The organism is Crassaminicella indica (genome assembly GCF_019203185.1).
Lineage (GTDB): Bacteria > Bacillota > Clostridia > Peptostreptococcales > Thermotaleaceae > Crassaminicella > Crassaminicella indica.
In genome coordinates this window covers 1,988,141-2,006,119 of sequence record NZ_CP078093.1, presented here as the reverse complement: position 1 = coordinate 2,006,119, position 17,979 = coordinate 1,988,141, and the positions used below count along the sequence as shown (strand labels likewise).

Annotated in this window: 17 protein-coding genes; 4 read left to right on the top strand and 13 right to left on the bottom strand. The window is 29.3% G+C overall.

Features of this window, described 5'->3' with window-relative positions; genetic code table 11:
* Positions 1 to 73: 73 nt before the first annotated feature.
* The 4 genes from KVH43_RS09415 to KVH43_RS09400 form a co-directional block, all read right to left on the bottom strand.
* Complete coding sequence (locus KVH43_RS09415) at positions 74 to 2,068, bottom strand: methyl-accepting chemotaxis protein (RefSeq protein WP_218282287.1); 1,995 nt, start codon at positions 2,066 to 2,068, stop codon at positions 74 to 76.
* Between the two features lie 191 nt (positions 2,069 to 2,259).
* Positions 2,260 to 2,991, bottom strand: coding sequence for an N-acetylmuramoyl-L-alanine amidase family protein (locus KVH43_RS09410; RefSeq protein ID WP_218282286.1), 732 nt, complete (start codon positions 2,989 to 2,991; stop codon positions 2,260 to 2,262).
* A 109-nt stretch (positions 2,992 to 3,100) separates the two neighbouring features.
* Entirely contained in the window at positions 3,101 to 3,643 is a 543-nt protein-coding gene (yfcE, locus tag KVH43_RS09405; protein WP_218282285.1) for a phosphodiesterase, read from the bottom strand.
* 20 nt (positions 3,644 to 3,663) lie between these two features.
* Positions 3,664 to 5,187, bottom strand: coding sequence for a M1 family metallopeptidase (locus KVH43_RS09400; protein WP_218282284.1), 1,524 nt, complete (start codon positions 5,185 to 5,187; stop codon positions 3,664 to 3,666).
* Positions 5,188 to 5,534: 347 nt separating this feature from the next.
* Between KVH43_RS09400 and alr the strand changes: the two genes are divergently transcribed.
* On the top strand, positions 5,535 to 6,701 hold the full coding sequence (alr, locus tag KVH43_RS09395; protein WP_218282283.1) for an alanine racemase: 1,167 nt from the start codon (positions 5,535 to 5,537) through the stop codon (positions 6,699 to 6,701).
* A gap of 35 nt (positions 6,702 to 6,736) precedes the next feature.
* Here the strand turns inward: alr and KVH43_RS09390 are convergent, their stop codons facing one another.
* Complete coding sequence (locus KVH43_RS09390; protein WP_218282282.1) at positions 6,737 to 8,071, bottom strand: peptidoglycan bridge formation glycyltransferase FemA/FemB family protein; 1,335 nt, start codon at positions 8,069 to 8,071, stop codon at positions 6,737 to 6,739.
* Between the two features lie 764 nt (positions 8,072 to 8,835).
* On the opposite strand from KVH43_RS09390, the gene KVH43_RS09385 reads away from it, so the two are divergent.
* Positions 8,836 to 9,162, top strand: coding sequence for a hypothetical protein (locus tag KVH43_RS09385; RefSeq protein WP_218282281.1), 327 nt, complete (start codon positions 8,836 to 8,838; stop codon positions 9,160 to 9,162).
* A 49-nt stretch (positions 9,163 to 9,211) separates the two neighbouring features.
* On the opposite strand, the gene KVH43_RS09380 is transcribed toward KVH43_RS09385, so the two are convergent.
* The 8 genes from KVH43_RS09380 to KVH43_RS09345 form a co-directional block, all read right to left on the bottom strand.
* Positions 9,212 to 10,573, bottom strand: coding sequence for an MATE family efflux transporter (locus KVH43_RS09380; protein ID WP_218282280.1), 1,362 nt, complete (start codon positions 10,571 to 10,573; stop codon positions 9,212 to 9,214).
* Positions 10,574 to 10,589: 16 nt separating this feature from the next.
* Positions 10,590 to 11,033, bottom strand: coding sequence for a MarR family winged helix-turn-helix transcriptional regulator (locus KVH43_RS09375; protein ID WP_218282279.1), 444 nt, complete (start codon positions 11,031 to 11,033; stop codon positions 10,590 to 10,592).
* 408 nt (positions 11,034 to 11,441) lie between these two features.
* Positions 11,442 to 11,642: a cold-shock protein gene (locus KVH43_RS09370; protein ID WP_218282278.1), complete on the bottom strand. Its 201-nt coding sequence runs from the start codon at positions 11,640 to 11,642 to the stop codon at positions 11,442 to 11,444.
* A gap of 101 nt (positions 11,643 to 11,743) precedes the next feature.
* Positions 11,744 to 12,484: a class I SAM-dependent DNA methyltransferase gene (locus tag KVH43_RS09365; RefSeq protein WP_218282277.1), complete on the bottom strand. Its 741-nt coding sequence runs from the start codon at positions 12,482 to 12,484 to the stop codon at positions 11,744 to 11,746.
* Between the two features lie 101 nt (positions 12,485 to 12,585).
* Positions 12,586 to 12,798, bottom strand: a complete 213-nt coding sequence (locus KVH43_RS09360) for an alpha/beta-type small acid-soluble spore protein (RefSeq protein WP_218282276.1) — start codon at positions 12,796 to 12,798, stop codon at positions 12,586 to 12,588.
* A gap of 73 nt (positions 12,799 to 12,871) precedes the next feature.
* Entirely contained in the window at positions 12,872 to 13,714 is an 843-nt protein-coding gene (locus KVH43_RS09355; RefSeq protein ID WP_218282275.1) for a DegV family protein, read from the bottom strand.
* Positions 13,715 to 13,730: 16 nt separating this feature from the next.
* Complete coding sequence (locus tag KVH43_RS09350) at positions 13,731 to 14,672, bottom strand: type II CAAX endopeptidase family protein (RefSeq protein ID WP_218282274.1); 942 nt, start codon at positions 14,670 to 14,672, stop codon at positions 13,731 to 13,733.
* 22 nt (positions 14,673 to 14,694) lie between these two features.
* Positions 14,695 to 15,861 (bottom strand): M20 metallopeptidase family protein, encoded by a 1,167-nt coding sequence (locus KVH43_RS09345; protein ID WP_218282273.1) that lies wholly within the window; start codon positions 15,859 to 15,861, stop codon positions 14,695 to 14,697.
* A gap of 270 nt (positions 15,862 to 16,131) precedes the next feature.
* Between KVH43_RS09345 and KVH43_RS09340 the strand changes: the two genes are divergently transcribed.
* Positions 16,132 to 16,893: a DeoR/GlpR family DNA-binding transcription regulator gene (locus KVH43_RS09340; RefSeq protein WP_218282272.1), complete on the top strand. Its 762-nt coding sequence runs from the start codon at positions 16,132 to 16,134 to the stop codon at positions 16,891 to 16,893.
* 54 nt (positions 16,894 to 16,947) lie between these two features.
* Complete coding sequence (locus KVH43_RS09335) at positions 16,948 to 17,946, top strand: aspartate-semialdehyde dehydrogenase (protein ID WP_218282271.1); 999 nt, start codon at positions 16,948 to 16,950, stop codon at positions 17,944 to 17,946.
* Positions 17,947 to 17,979 lie beyond the last annotated feature (33 nt).

Genomic DNA, 17,979 nt, shown 5'->3' with positions numbered 1-17,979 from the left:
TTTCCTTCCCTTTTTCAGTTTTCATAATTAGCACATAAAAAAGCATCTCTATTTTCAAGAGATGCTAAAAATTTTATAGCTTAAATTTACTTATTGCTTCCTGTAATTCCTGTGCCAATTGAGCTAATCCATCACTAGCACTAGCAATTTCATGCATAGAAGCAGTTTGTTCTTCTGTAGAAGCAGAAACTTCTTCAGTGCCAGCAGCATTTTGCTGTGCAATAGCAGATAAATTTTGAATAATGTCTATAATTTCAGTTTTTTTGTATTCAACTTCTTTTTCAGCGTTATTTAATTTCTCAAGCAACGCTACAGCTTCTTTTATTGAATTTTCTATTTCGTTGTATTTTTGCTCTGTTATTTTTACCTTTCCTGATTGTTCTTCTGTAACTTTAGAAACCTTTTCAATCATCATGACTGTTTTTTGAGAGTTCTCCTGTAATTCTTTTACCACTGAATCAATTTCTTTAGTTGATGCAGTAGACTGCTCTGCAAGTTTTCTGATCTCATCAGCTACTACTGCAAAGCCTCTTCCTGCTTCACCTGCTCTTGCAGCCTCTATGGCAGCATTTAATGCCAATAGATTTGTTTGTTCTGCAATAGAAGCAATTGTAGTACTTGCCTGTCCAATCTTTTCTGAACTTTGATTTGTTCTTATAATCTCCTCATATATTTCCTTAGATACTATTAAGCTTTCATCTGTTTTATTTGTTAAATCATTGATGGTCTCTAAGCCTTCTTGAATCTCGCTTGTAATTTTTATAAACGCATCATTTAATTTATTAACATATTGTTGATTTAATTCTATGATTTTACCTAATTCCAATGTTTTATTAGCACCCTGTTCTGTATCTCCTGCTTGATCTGTTGCACCTTTTGCGATTTCTTCAATTGTATTAGCCACCTCTTCTGAAGCTGATGCCGACTGCTGAGCTGTTGCTGTTAATTCTTCTGAAGCTGCTGCCACCTGTTCTGAAGAATCTGCCACATTTTTGATTAATTGACCTAAATTATTTTTCATCTCCTCAAAAGCTTTTGCAAGTCTTCCCAATTCATCCTTTTTACTCAATAATTCTTTTGGAATATCTTTTGTAAAATCACCACTAGATAATATCTCAGCCTGCTTTGTAGCTTGAGCAATTGGGTTTGCAATAGAATTTCCTATAAAATAAGTAAGTATAAGCGCAATCATCAACATAACACAAGTAACAATAAAAATATATGTCTTTAGCTGCTGCAATTCATTGAATATTTCAGATTTCAAAGCAGTTACTGCAATAGACCAGCCTGTTCCTTTTATAGGAGCATAGCCCATGTACTTTTCTTCACCTTTGAATTCATATCCTCCTACACCAGTCTCTCCTGCTATCATTTTTTCTGTTAAAGCTGCTAATTGTTCTAAGCTGCTATCACTTTTCGCTTCCTTTAACAAATTGTGTTTAGCTAATACAAGCTTATTATCCGCATGTCCAATAATTGTTCCATCTTTACTAATTAAATATGAATATCCACTCTCTCCATATTTTATATCCTTCGCCAAATCGCTTATAAATGTTCCATCCTTAATAGCTAATAATACTCCTGTAATTTCATTATTATATTTTATAGGCACAGCCAATGCTACTACTACCGAACCATCTACTTTGCTAATAATAGGATCTGATATAGCACTTTCTCCCTTTATTGCTTTTTTAAAATATTCACGTTGACTTAAATCCTTTATACTATCATCCTGATAAGTAGCTATGCCATTCTTGTCCATAATAGCCATTCTTAAATAACCATTTTTCTTAATTTCTTCAACTAATGCTTGTTTTTTGTTTTCAAAAGGATTTGAAGGCTGAGATATCCTTGTTCTTCCTGCCACTTCTTCTAAAACTCTTATTTCTGCATCAATCCTACTTTCTAAAATCATTGAAGCTTCTTTTGCAATTTGAGGAAGCACATATTCTATCTCACTTAATAAAGAGTTAGAAGCCTTCATCGAAGCTATAATCCCAAGTCCTGCACCTATAATGATTAATAATGCAGAAAAAATAGCAATTAGTTTAAATTTTATACTTTTCATCTACACACCATCCTTTATGTTTTATAACTGTAAAGCTTATGTATCCTCCTCTCTTTTATAGACTTATACCCTGTTTTTATGATTTTTAACATAATGATGATAAAGAATATATTTCTATATTAATCGGCATAATACAACTTTTCTTTACATATCATTCATTTGTAACTTTTGCATATATGTATATCAAATTCCTATTCTTTTAAATATTGTATAATTCCATCACAAATAGCCTTAGCCATTTTTGCTTTATATTTTTCACTTTTAAGAAGCTTTCTATCTTCAGGATTTGTTATAAAACCTATTTCTATCAAAACACATGAAATCTGTGTTTCTCTCAAAACATAAAAATCCTCTGGTGCTATTACTGCTTTTATTCTATTTGTGTTTAAAAACCTTTTATAAACTATATTATTTATCGAATTACAAATTGATTGTGCTAATTTTTTACCTTCTATAGAATTAGGATAATAATAAATCTTAACACCTCTTGTTTTAATACTATCTGGATTGGCATCTACATGAATACTAACAGAAATATCTCCATTATTAATGATCCTCTTTCTCGCATCTAGGTCTCGTAAATATCTTGATGCTTTTATAGGACTTTTTTCCTCTAAAGAAATATCTTTTTCTCTTGTCATTATTACATCAAATTTCTCATCTGTTAAATATTTCTTTAATTTTAATGCTACATTCAAATTTATATTTTTTTCTAAAAATCCAAAATACTCTCCAGTTCCACCATCAATTCCACCATGACCGGGGTCTATAACAACTTTTTTGCTTAAAGAATATCCAAAAACAGTTTGTAAGCTCTTCTCTTTCCATCCACCAATTATCAATAAAGCAAGAATAAATATGCTCAATGCTAACAAAGCCTTTTTATTTATTTTTATTACAATAAAAACAGTTCTTTTTAGCATACCATCACCTTTTTATAATATTCATAATAAAATATATTCCCATCATTTTGTCTATATTAATAAGCACTAAAAAAAATTCCCATACCCTTAACGGTGTATGGGAAAACACTTATAACTCAATTGATTTTACTAAATTTCCATCTAAATCCTTAATCTCAAATAGATTATTATCTAATATACCATATGTATGAGGATTGTTCTCCTTCGGTAGTGTAATAGATCCTGGATTAAATAAATAAATGTCATTATATTTTTGTGCTACAGGAATATGTGTATGTCCATGAATCAAAACCTCATTTTTACTGATTTTAGGGATATTATCTTTATTGTAAATATGTCCATGCGTTAAAAATAGCCTTCTATTATTATAAAGAATAATCGCATAATCTCCCATCATAGGATATTCAATGACCATTTGATCCACTTCACTATCACAATTTCCTCTTACAGCTATAATTTTATCTTTATATGAATTCAATAATTCTGCTACTTCCTTTGGATTATATTCCTTTGGCAGTGGATTTCTAGCACCATGATATAAAGCATCTCCTAAAAGTACTAAATAGTCCGCCTTTTCTCTCTCATAGCTTTCTAATGCTTTTTTTAAATAGTATATTGAACCATGAATATCTGATATAAAAAATAATTTCATACTATCTCCTCTTTCTTATTTTATTTTTGATACAACCATTTATTAGCTAAATGATCAAAATTGTCATTAGTCACCTCTTCACATATTTTTAAAAATTGATATGTATTCGCATTTTTAAATTTATAATTCATATAATAATTTCTTAGAATATTATACATTTTTCTTTCTCCGTATTTCTTTTCTATTTCATAAAAAAACATAGCTGCTTTTTTATAAGCTACTGCATGATATTCAGAATTATTTTTAAATTTATCTAAAGATTTTGCAATCACTTCATCATTTAATTGATTTTTCCTCATATTATAGCTATTATATATATATTTCTTAAAATAATTTTCTCCATATTTTTTGCCATATGCTTCTTTAAAAAATATATATTCAGAATATGTTGTAAGCCCTTCATCTAACCAGGGTTCATCTACTTCATTATTTCCTACTGCAGAATACCACCATTGATGGGCTGTCTCATGAACAATTACTTTTTTAAGCCTTTCCAATAATTGATTATTATAAAACTTTTCATTTACAAAAACAAGTCCGGGGTACTCCATACCACCTATATGATTTGACGCTATTACAGAATACTGCTCATAAGGATATTTACCAAACACACGGTTAAATACCTTAATAGCATCACAAGCTGCCTTTAAAGCATCAGTATTTACTTTTTGATCATTTCTAATAAAATAACCTTTTACCAATATACCATCTATTTCTTTCTCTAATTTTATAAATTCCTTACTAGCTGTCCAAGCAAAATCTCTCATTAACATAGCTTCTATTTTCCATATTTTTTTATTATTCTCTATTTTTTCAGATATTATATTACCAGACGCAGCAATAATCATATCTTTAGGAGCTGCAATAGTAACATGATAATTCCCAATATCACTATAAAAAGGATCTCCAAGCTTATAGTATGGATCAAGATTCCACCCCGTATCATCATAAACCGCCACTATAGGATACCAGTTTCCAAAATTATAGGTATCTTTCCCATAACCAAATCTTTGCTGAGCTCTAGGCAGTACTCCTCCATACTCCATATAAATTTTAATATTTTCCTTAGGCTTAATAGGTTGCTTTAATTTTATATGTAAAATAGTTACATTGTTTTTATCTATATTATAAGCTGTATTTTCTTCATTTACTAGTAGCTTATAAATCTGAAAATCACCTTTACTAAAGCCATGAACATACGGCGTACCATAATCATCTATAATATATGGTGTTGTTGCTTCACTCTTAAAAGCATTTGGATATATATGAAGATATATTTCATTTAAAGTAGTATCTGTATTATTCACATATATAATTGTTTGTTTGCTATTATACATTTTCTTAATTGGATCAAAGTCAACATAAATATCATAATTATTGATCAATTGGTTAGAATATATTCCATTTGCAGTATATTTATTATCAGCACCTTCTTCGTCTGTAGATCTTAACCTATCTGCTAAATTATTTACACCTGTTAAGACAATAAAATATAAGGTCACAGCGTAGATTGCCAACAATAGTGCAATGTATCTTTTTTTCATCAGCTACCTCCTAAAATAACCTTCCCTTATGCTCAAATCAATCACAAAACATATCATTCATCATCAGTATATATGAAATTTTGCTATATTTCAACAAACCTTCTATAGCAGAGTCTTATAGAAATTACTTTATTAAAAAATTAATTTTAAAGCATGAATACAAAGAAATTTGGAGATATTTTAAGTATAATAAAGGATATGAAAATTTTTGTCGATTCTTAGTATAACAAACAATATTTACTGAAAATTTAATTCATTTCAGTTAACAAATTAGTATGTTATACTAGTATGGAAAAACAGGAAAAAAGGATAGTATCTATAAAGAACATAACAGGAGATGAAAATTTATGTGTAATGCTTTTTTTGAAATAAATCTTGATAATATAATAAGCAATTTAGAAGAAATAAAAAAAGAAATGCAAGAACAATCCATTATGGCCATAGTAAAAGGTGAAGCTTATGGTCATGGATTAATTGAAGTCGCCCACTACATAGAAAGTCAAGTAGATTATTTTGGCGTTGGACTTGAATATGAAGCTATCAAATTAAGAGAACATGGTATTACTAAACCTATTCTCATCTTAAGTCCTTACTTTGATGCAGACAAAGTATTAGATTTTCATATAACCCCTAGCATAGACAATATTAATGACTTAATAGAGCTGTCCGAAAAAGCTGCTGAAAAAAATGAAATTGCAAAATTTCATTTAAAAATCAATACAGGAATGAATAGATTTGGACTTGATCCAGAAAGCCTAGATTTATTTATAAGCACATATCTAAATTTAAAGCATGTTTCCTTAGAAGGAGTTTTTTCTCATTTTGCTGCTGTTTATAATCAAGATTATGCAAATAAACAATTAAATATTTTTAATAACTGCATAAAAAAGTTGCAACAAAATAACATAGATATTCAATTTATGCACATGGCAAATAGTAAAGCAGCTCTTGACCTGCCTCAAGCAAGATTCAATATGGTCAGAATAGGAAATGCTATGTATGGAAAGATTTCTGATAAAAAAGACCTTCATATTAAAAAGGTAGGCAGGTTTATGGGAAAAATTATTGATACAAGACGTATTAAAAAAGGAAAATTTGTAGGCTATGGGATTGCCTATAAAGCCAAACGAGATATTAGAGTAGGAATCATTCCAATAGGATTTTATGATGGCTTCGAAGTTGGAAGGGAAATAAAGGATTATTCATTAAAAGACGTGTTCATCAGTGCATTGAAATCCTTGTATAGATATAAAAATCCTCGAAGCTTAGTTTATGTAGGAAATATACCTTTAAAAACAATTGGTAAAGCAAACATGCAATTTTTATTAGTTGACATAACTGATAAAAATGAAATCGATGTAGGCACACTGGTAGAAATTATAACCCCTTCTTTTTTTATTGGAAAAGATATTGAAAGAAAATATATAAAAACAATGGAACCTTTAACAAATAATGAAGCTTCCATTGTTAATAAAGAAATTGCAATTTCCAAATTAGATAAAAATACACCATAAAGAAATATACTTTATGGTGTACTTTTCTATTCAATTTATTTCTTATTTTTAAGCTTAGCTCTTATCTTTTTGAATTTAGGAAGGGCAAATCTAAACATACTATACACAAAGCTATTTACAACCAAATCAAACTCACCAACAAACTCTACAAAATCTCCATTAAATCCTTTTTTAAATTTATAAAGTCCATAAAGTGGATTATCTGGATTTAAGTCTCCTGAAACACCTCTAAAATCATACATATAACAATCTAAATCCAATGTATCTTCAATCATTTTCCATTGCATTAAATAATTTGGCATTGTATCTCGAAGTTCATTATGAGATGCACCATACAAATACCATCCTTTTCCACCATAGTATAAGTATATTGCACCAGCTATGTATACTTCTTTTTTATTCTTATATGCTGCAATGCTGTTGATTCTTTCCTCAAAGCTTGTGATTTGTCTTTGGCTATCTTTAATTCTCTTTTCTATGTCGGATAACTTTTTATTCAGCTTTTCTATTTTTTGTTCATCTGTCTCATTTTTCAAAAGAATTTGTGTATCATTTTTTCTTTTTTCAAGTCTTTCTTTGTTATTTTGTTGACGATCAAGCTTTTCTTTAATCCTACTATAATCTAACTCATAGTTATATTTGATCATATACATTCTGCAATAAGGATAGATTTTTTCAATCATATCTTTAAAATAATTTCTCGGTCTTGTAATAAAATTGTCTCTTTTACCTGTAATAACCATGATTTCATGAAATTTATCAATAATTTCATCTGTGATGTTATCCTTATCATAAACTTCTACAGTAAGCCCTCGATCCTGAGCAACTTTAATATTATATTTTGTTTTCTTTGAAAAATTATCAAAAATTGATTTTTTCCGCTCTTCAAGCTCTTTTTCCATATCAAAATTTAGTCGAAATACAAAATTAGGTTGTATGTTTTCAAAGTTTTTTGTATTTTTATGTTTATATCCAATATCAACTAACATTTCTTTAACATTCTTTCCAAATTCAACAGGCTTTTCATTTTCATTTAAATGTATATCTGGATCAACAGATATAAAAGCTATTTTATTTTTTTTAGCATAATCTCTCATAAATTTTGTAAATTCAGCAACTAATGCTTTATCACTATAATCACAATGAAATCCTCTTGGTATATACCCCATATATTGATTCATATATGGAATTTTTCTTAAAAGCAATACACTTGTTAATACTAGCTCTCCCTTTTGATTGTAACCTCCTAAAAATTTAGCTTTCCATTCTTTTTTCACATCTGCCCAATAAGATGTCTGAAAAATATGTCCTTTAGAATTATTATTAAAATCATTCAATTGTTTTCTTTCTATTTCCTTGAAATTATACATCTTAAGTCTCCTCACCTGTATTTTAAAATATAAATGCTTCAGCTAGATTTTCTCATTTGCATAAATATACTTAATCGACATAAGGTTTAATCAAGCATCTACATTTTATTGTCTCAATATATATATAAGCATAAATCACTAATAAGTTCAATAGCAACTTATTTTATTGGAATTCTTATTGCTTTATATGTATTAACATTTCCTTCAATAATAGTAATATTACAAGCTATTACATCATATAATGTTGTATTTCATCATTTATTTGGAGGGATTCTATGCATAGAAGAAAAAGTTTAATTCTATCTTTATTAGGTATTATAGGCTTAATATTTATTTTCACCAGATATTATTATAGATAAACAGTATGAAACAAATAAGCATTACATTAAAAAAATTTTTTAAAAAAATCCATAACTTTGTAACACATGTCCTTTTATCTACATAATTTATATTAGAACACTTAATAAATATTAATCTATCACATATTTTAAATAGAAAGGAGCGAAAATCAATGGCTGATAAACAATGTGGCGGAATCGGCGGTATATTTAGCGATTGTGACAGCAGTTTATTATTCTTTTTCTTATTGTTAGTAGTATTATTCTGCTGGCCTTACTTCTGTAGTCGTTATTAAACAAAAAGAGTTGGGAAATTCTCAACTCTTTTTATAATAATACAAAATCAAACCTTTTATATCTACCAATATAACACATTTTCTTATATCAGAATATAATATAATACATATATTAGAAGGGAGTGCTTATATGCAAAATTATTTTTTCAATCCATTTTTAACTGCTTGGCAGCAGCCACCCTTTGCTCCACCAGGAATGTCACCTTTTGGTCCAGGAAATTTACCTCTAGCACCACCTCCATCTGAAATTCCTATGCAACCATATAAAATAGATCCCGGCTCTATTAGACGATGTAAGAGAAAATATACCTATATTTGGTTAAAAAATGGTGATAGTTTTTGGTTCTACCCAGTATATATAGGAAGAAAATCTATTTCAGGTTACAGATGGATTGGTTTTTGGTGGATTTATTATGGTACAGATTTAAAGAAAATAGAATCCTTTGTATGTGTTTAACTTCATCAAAAGAATTGGGAGTCCCAATTCTTTTGATTTTTTACTATATTTAAAACTCTTCTTTTACCGTATTTCCTGTAAAAACTATCTTTTCTTTCATTAATAATATAAAAGTAATTATCGCCGCAGCAATATCTGATATAGGATAAGAATAGAATATTCCTTTTATACCTATAAACAAAGGTAAAATTAAGACTAATGGAATTAAAATAATAATTTGTCTCGACATAGTAAGAATAAGGGATTCTAATCCTTTGCCAATAGCTTGGAATAAAGTTGATCCTATTATTTGAAATCCTATAAATGGCAATCCCCATATGACCATCTTAAGTCCTTGTACACCTAATTCTATGGTTTTTTGATCTTTTGTAAATATACTTATGATCATTTTAGGAAACATTAGCATAACTAAAAAAGCAAATATACTGTGTATACTAGCATAAAGTGCTGCATATTTAAAGCATTGCTGCACACGATCAAACTTTTTCGCTCCATAATTAAATCCTGCAATAGGTTGGAAGCCCTGTGCTATACCAAATAAAGGCATAAACATAAACATAAAAAACCTATTGATAATCCCGAGGACTACTACATGATACTCTGTTCCATATTTCACCAAACTCTTATTCACAATAATCATTAATATACTTCCTGCTATTTGTCTAAAAAATGCAGCCATTCCAACTGTAATGATTTCCTTCACATTTTCTTTTGTCAAATAAAAATTTGAAATTCTAATCTTCAGAAGGCTCTGTCCTTTTATATAAAAATATAATAGCCAAATTGCACTACAAGCTTGAGCTATAACAGTTGCAAGAGCTGCTCCTTTTACACCCATTTTCAATTCAAATATAAAAATAGCGTCTAATACAATATTAATACCTGCCCCTACAATCATACTAATCATCGCAACTTTCGCATTGCCTTCAGCCCTTACATAATTGTTTGTAGACATTGCAAAACTATTCAAAAGTATTCCATAAGCTATTACATTAGTATATTCTTTAGCATAAGGCATTATTGCATCTGTGGCACCACATAAAATCAATAATTGATCTGTAAATAAAAAAACAATAACCGTAACAACGGTATTGATTATAAAATTAAGAAAAATTGCTTCACCTAATACTTTTTCTGCACCTTCTACATTCTTTTTGCCCATTCTTCTTGAAATTGCAGATGCAGCACCTGTTCCTACAGTAAAAGCTATCGCCATCATCACCATCATAATAGGCATAGCGATGGTTGTTCCTCCTAATGCTAATGGTCCTACTCCATGCCCTATAAAAATTCCATCTGTTATATTATATAAAGCATTCACAAGCATTCCAATAATCGCTGGGATAGAAAATCTCAATAGCAGTTTATTAATTGGTTCGTTACTCATCATATTTCTTCTTTTTTCATCCATATATAAACCTCCAAATCTATAATTTATTGGATATATCATCTAAAGCTTTCATAGCATCTAAAAATCTATCCTGCTCCTCTTTTGATAATTTATCTAATTTTCTCATTAAATGTTCATTCCATTTATTGATTTGTCCATCTGCAAATTCAATTCCCTTTTCTGTTAACTGAATTACATGTTTTCTTCTATCTTTTTCATCTTTTGTTCTAATGACATATCCTTTTTCTGTAAGTACATCTACAATTGTTGTAAAACTTCCCTTTTCTAGCTGGAGCATACTGCACAGCTCTGTCATACTCTTCAATCCATGATTTTTAAGAATCAATATGGTTTTATATTGATTTTTATTCATATCATACACAGAACACTCTTTTTTAAAAAAATCTATTAACAAATGTTTTCGTATATTCGGCATTGTTTTAAAAAAGAATTGCTTAATTTCTATTAAATTATCTTCCAAAAGAATCCCTTCCTTATATGGTACGATTTCTAATAGTTTGATTTCTTACTTTTTGTATTTTAACATAATCTTTCCCCATACGTCAATAAAAAAATAAAGGTAAATAAAAAATGGACAAGCATTACCTAAATCAAGATATGGTAATCAGTCAACTGTCCATTCTTTTGAATTATTTAATCACCTAAACTAACAATATTTTTATTTTCTTTTAAAGAAAAGTCTTTTTTAATTGTGTTTATCAAGCAATATTACTTTTTTCATTAAAGCCATATTATCTTTCATCTTATTAAGTTCCTTTTTTAATTATGTTAATATCTATATACATAATTAAAGCCCTGATAATATCAGGGCTATCGCATGCTACAAGTTATTAAAGTTTTTTATTACACTTCTATGTACAAGCTTTTATTACGCTTTAGTAACGTTTGTAGCTTGAGGTCCTTTTTCACCTTGAACTACTTCAAATTCAACAGCTTGACCTTCTTCTAAAGTTTTGTACCCATCCATATCAATTGCAGAATAATGTACGAAAACATCGTCACCATTCTCTCTTGAAATGAATCCATACCCTTTTTCTGCGTTAAACCATTTTACAGTACCTTTTTCCATTGAAACAATCCTCCTAACAAATTTCATGCGTAAAATTTTTTACGCTATATAAATTTTATCATAGGTATTTATTTATGTCAATGAATGGAATATTTTTTCAATTATTTCTCACATACGAAGTAAATTCTTTCACTTTTATTTTTAGGTTTAGAAAAAGTAAACGCCTCAAAGGTTTCTATTTTATGAAATCCTACTTCTTTTAATTTTTCTATTATTTCATTTTCCTTATAAGCTCTCTGACAATGGGATTCTTCATGCTTTTTGTACAAATCTCCTTCTTTTATAAAGATCGTTAAATCAAAATCACATGTTGCTTGTTCCTCATCAAAATAGTTTTCCCATATATAAGAAACTTCTTGAAAATTTTCAGCATACGTATTATTACCAAGTATATTCGATAGCTTGTAATAGGAACTAATATCAAATATAAATAATCCTTTGTCCTTTAAATGATTATAAACAGAACTAAATACATTTAATAAATCCTTCTCATCAATAATATAATTAATCCCATCACAAATACACAAAATACTATCTAATTCACTTGGTAAAAACAATTCTCTCATATCATGATTCAAATAGATTACATCAACACCCATAGCTCTTGCTTTTTCTTGAGCTACAAAAAGCATATCCTCTGATATATCTACCCCAATAAGATTATACCCTCTTTTCGCTAAAATATTAGTAATATTTCCTGTTCCACAAGCTAACTCTACAATATTTTTAGGTCTTTTATTATATCGTTTAAATATTTCTTCGAGATAATCCACCCACCCAATATAGTCTACATCATCCATTAATTGATCATATACATAAGCAAAAGCACTATAGCTATTCATTTCAACTCTCCTTTATAATCATTTAAATATATTAAATACAATTTCATCTTTATATTATATATGATTCCATTACTTTTAGAAAAGAAAAAGAGATAGACATGCTATCCCTCAATCTCCTTAGCTTTTTTCAGTTCTTTCTTCTTAACAGTTATAAGCCCTCCTATTTTTCCTGTTTCCTTTGCAGTAAGGCTACCCCAGCCAAACTGCTCCACTTTCTCCAATAATCCTAGCTCTTTTGCAATTTCATATTTCCATTTGTCTTCAATAGTTTCTATTTTTTTCTTTTTGTTTTTCACACTATTTTTCTTAGACATCTATACCCCTCCCCTATTTGTATTATTGGTAAGGGGTATAATTTTTATACCTAAATTTTTACATCATGATATTTTATACTTCAAAAACACCTACTCCAATTAACCCAGGTCCTGTATGAACACCCAAAACAGGACTGATTTGACCGAAAAAAGCATCTTCAACATTTTCAATTTCTTTTATTTTTTCAATGAGTTTCTGTGCTTCTTTTTCAGCATATCCATGCATAACAGCGATTTTGCACTTCTTATCTTTTAATTTTTCCTTTATGATTTTATAAAGTTCTTCTATAGACTTTTTTCTTCCTCTAACCTTTGCATAAGGATAATATTTTCCTTCTTCATCTACAGATATAATAGGCTTGATTCCAAGAAGTTCTCCTATAGTTCCTTCAACTAAACCTATTCTTCCACCTTTTCTTAGATAATCTAGTGTCTTTAATACAAAAAAAAGGCTCGAGTTTTTGATTGCTTTTTCTGTCATTTCATAAGCTTTCAAAAAATCATTAGACTTTTTTATTTCCTCTGCTGCTTTAAGTACTAAAAATCCAAGTCCCATAGATAATGTTTTAGAATCTACTAATTTGAATTTTAATCCTTTAAAAGCTTCTGCCAACTTCTTTATCATGTTATAGGTACCACTTAAAGCACTAGAAAGAAATATCCCAAGAACATGAGTATATCCTTGTTCTTGTAATTTTTTAAACAAATCATTTACATCTTCAGGAGATGGTAAAGAAGTTTTTGGGATCTCATTTTCTAATTTCTCATAAACTTCATCAGCACAAATTTCTATTCGATCTCTATATTCTCTCTTTGAATAAATAATTCGAAGAGGAATTATTTTTATATCATAGTTTTTTACAACTTCATCTGGCAAATCACATGAAGAATCCGTCACAATAGCGATTTTTTCCATTTCAACACTCCCAACTTTATTTAGTCATAATATAGTTTAACTGTGCATACGAAACATATATAAATATAATAACTGTTAGCAGTATCGGTGTAAATACAAATATAGACATTTTTTTAGGTTCTTCATAATTTTCTACCTCATAGGATATATTCTTTGTTTCTTTTATAAGCTTTTTCATCAAAATATAAGCTACAGCTCCTGTAGCAACGGCAATAATGCCTATAAGAATAGTTCCTAAAATTAACTGCATTGTATTCGGCATCTGTTGCTGCAATACCTCTTTTGAATGATTAAGCTTTGAATTATAATAGTTTAGAATAAAGCCTAACGTTACTGCTATACCATTATTAGTCATATGACCAATAATTCCTGCAAATATAGAATCTGTTCTATATACTAAAAAACCGAAAACCAGTCCAAGAATAATAGGTCCTGCAAAATTTTGAAGATTAAAGTGAAATAGCCCAAACAAAATAGCAGATATTACAATTGCATTGATTTGACCTAATCTTTCATATCCTCGCATAACCAATCCCCTAAAAAATACTTCTTCACATATTCCTGCGGACATAGAAATAATTAGCATTAGTACAAAATATTCTCCTATATTGTTTGCAGTAGGAATAGGCGGAGGCTCAATTCTTCCTAACTTACTAAGAAACGTCATAACAATCAAATTAAAAAACAAAGCTACTGGATAAATAAGGATTGTAATGACCATAACCATCCATGTATATTTTAATTTTAATGGATTTAGTCTTAAAATCTTCTTAAAACTACCTCCTTTTATTTTGATATAAATGATTGGCGGCAATAAAACAAGTATATATTCTGTAATAATCAGTCCCATTTTTATATCTTTACTCTGTACATAATATCCTACAGTTAATAATAAAATAGCTGTAATAAAGTATAATATATTTATTCCTAACAATCCAATTCTATGTTTTTTTTCCAAATAATTCACCCCTTCTGCATAACTATTCTAATCCCTTTAGTGTTCTTAAAATATTTACATATACTTGTATTCCTGTAAGTAATACTTCTTCATGAAAATTAAATTGACAATGATGCAGAGGATATACATATCCTTCTTTCTCATTCCTAACACCTAAAAAGAAAAAAAGTCCCGGAATCTGTCTTTGAAAATATGAAAAATCTTCAGCAATCATCTGCGGTTCAATAAATTCAATATTTTCATTACCAATAGCATTTATAAGCACATCTACTAGCTCGTCATCATTCACTACCGCTGGATACATATCACGAAAGGTAATTTCTATTCTGCAATCATACATTTTCTCAATGCCTTTAGCTATTGCTGACATTCTTTCCTTTATTTTTTTATATACTTCTTCATGAAAAGTCCTAATTGTACCTTCTAAATATGCACTACCTGCAATAACATTCCTTCTTTCACCTGCCCACATCTTTCCTATGGTCAGCACAGCTCCCTCTATAGGATTCGTACTTCTACTGATAATAGTCTGATAAGCTGAAATAATATTCGCGGCAATAACAATACTGTCCTTCCCCTTTTGAGGAATTGCACCATGACTACTCTCCCCATATACCTTTATATCAAATTCACCTGTTTGAGCCATCAAAGCACCTTTTTTGCACCCAATTTTCCCCTGTACTACTTCTGGATAAACATGAAGTCCTATAATTTTATCAATATTAAATTTCTCAAGAACTCCTTCCTCAATCATAGGCTGTGCACCACCAGGACCTTCTTCTGCTGGTTGAAATAAGAAAACTATATTATCTCTTACATTTTCTTTATGAAAAGATAAATATTTTGCAAGTCCAAGAACAACACTCATATGTGCATCATGTCCACATGCATGCATAAATCCCTCATGCTCCGACTTGTAAGAAAGATTAGTCTCCTCTTTTATACTAAGCGCATCCATATCTGCCCGAAATGCAATTGTATTTTTACCAACGCTTCCCTTTAAATAACCAACAACACCTGTTTTGGTAATGTTTTTATAAACCTTTATCCCATACTCCTCAAGCTTTTTTGCAATAAATTGACTAGTCTTTTCTTCCTCAAAGCCAATTTCAGGAATCTTATGCAATTCTCTTCTTATAAGCATTACTTCATCCTTCAGCTTTATAATTTCTTTTTCAATATGAATCATATTTTCACCCCATACTATAATAAAATCACCTATAAAGTATTTTATCGTTTTTTGGGAGCTTAGGGAAGAAAAAGTTTTTAGTTTTTACGTTAAATAACCCTTTTGTTATATAAACTTCCTTATATAAATCTTAAATTTCTGAAATCTTTCAAAAACATTTTGACATATATTATATAATCATATATCATAAATGTAACCAAATATTCATAAATATATTATAATATTATTAGCAGAAGTTAATCATCAAATTAAATACAGGGGGCCATTGTTTTGATTACAGAAGCTCGAAGAAAAAAAATACTAGACCTTATCGAAAAAGAAGGAATTGTAAATCTACAGCAATTAACAAATACCTTTAGTGTATCCATATATACAATTCGGCGAGATCTTACAGCCTTAGAAAAAAAAGGACTTCTCAAAAAAACTCACGGTGGAGCCGTTCGAATAGAAAAATCAAGGTGGATTCCATCAATAGAAGAAGGAAAGACAAAAGCCCTTGAAGAGAAAAAAAAGATTGCAAAAAAAGCAGTACAGTTTATAGATGATGGCGATACTATCATGCTTATGGGCAGTATGGTCAGTCTGCTTATGATTCCAATGTTCAAAGATAAAAATATTACAGTTGTTACCAATTCCTTAGATATAGCAAAAGAAATTTGTCAAATCCCTAATATTGAAACAGTTATGATCGGAGGTCATATCAAAAACTACAAGGGCAACATCTTAGGTTCTAGAGCAATAAATAATTTGAAAAATTATTATTTTGATAAAGCCTTTATCCCTTGTGCTGGCATTAATCATACAGGTTTGAGTACTTCAACCATTGATAGCAGCGACTTTTTAAAGGCTGTTATTGAAAACAGCAGACAAAATATTGTTATTACAGATTATAGAAAAATAGGAAGAATTACATTTGCAAATGTATGTAGCCTTGATCAAATTCATATACTCATTACAGATGATAAAGCAGACAAAGAAGAACTCAATAAAATAGCTAAAAAAAACGTTCAGGTGGAAATTGGAAAAATATAAGTACAACACATTGTATTTAGCTTTATTAAAAATATGCTTCTAGGAGGTTAAAATATGAAAAAAATAAATATTGCAGTAGTAGGTGCTACTGGCATGGTTGGAAGAACATTTTTAAAAGTACTAGAAGAAAGAGATTTTCCATATGAAAATTTATATGTATTCGCATCTAAAAAATCAGTTGGTCAAAAGCTAACTTGTAAAGGAAAAGAATTTACAGTAGAGGAATTAACTGAAAACTCTTTTGATAGAGCTATTGATATTGCTCTTTTCTCAGCAGGTGGAGATATTAGTAAAAGATTTGCTCCTATTGCTGCTTCAAAGGGAGTAATCGTTGTAGATAATAGCAGTGCTTGGAGAATGGAAAAGGATATTCCTCTAGTTGTTCCTGAGGTAAATCCTGAAGATATAAAGTGGCATAAAGGAATTATAGCAAATCCTAACTGTTCTACTATCCAAGCAGTTGTTGCTTTAAAGCCTCTACATGACCAATATAAGATAAAAAGAATTGTATACTCTACTTATCAGGCTGTATCTGGTTCAGGTGTAAAAGGTGTAGCCGATTTAGAAGAAGGCTTAAAAGGTAATGATATTCTATCAGCTTATCCACATCCTATCGCTGGAAATTGTCTTCCTCATATTGATGTATTCTTAGAAAATGGTTATACAAAAGAAGAAATGAAAATGATTAATGAAACAAAAAAGATTTTAAATGATTATAATCTAAAGATTACAGCAACTACTGTAAGAGTTCCTGTAAAAAATTCTCATAGTGAATCTATAAATATTGAATTTGAAAAACCATTTGAATTAGAGGATGTAAAAAGCATTTTAAAAAATGCTCCTGGAGTTATACTTCAAGATGATGTAGCTAACAATATATATCCTCTAGCAAGAAGTGCTACAGGAACTGATGAAGTTTATGTGGGACGCATAAGACGAGATTTCAGTCTTGAAAATGGTCTAAATTTATGGGTAGTAGCAGATAATATTAGAAAAGGAGCTGCAACAAATACTATTCAAATAGCAGAGCTTTTGATTCCTACATTAAAATAATCAGCATAAATAATATGAATTTTTAAATAAATG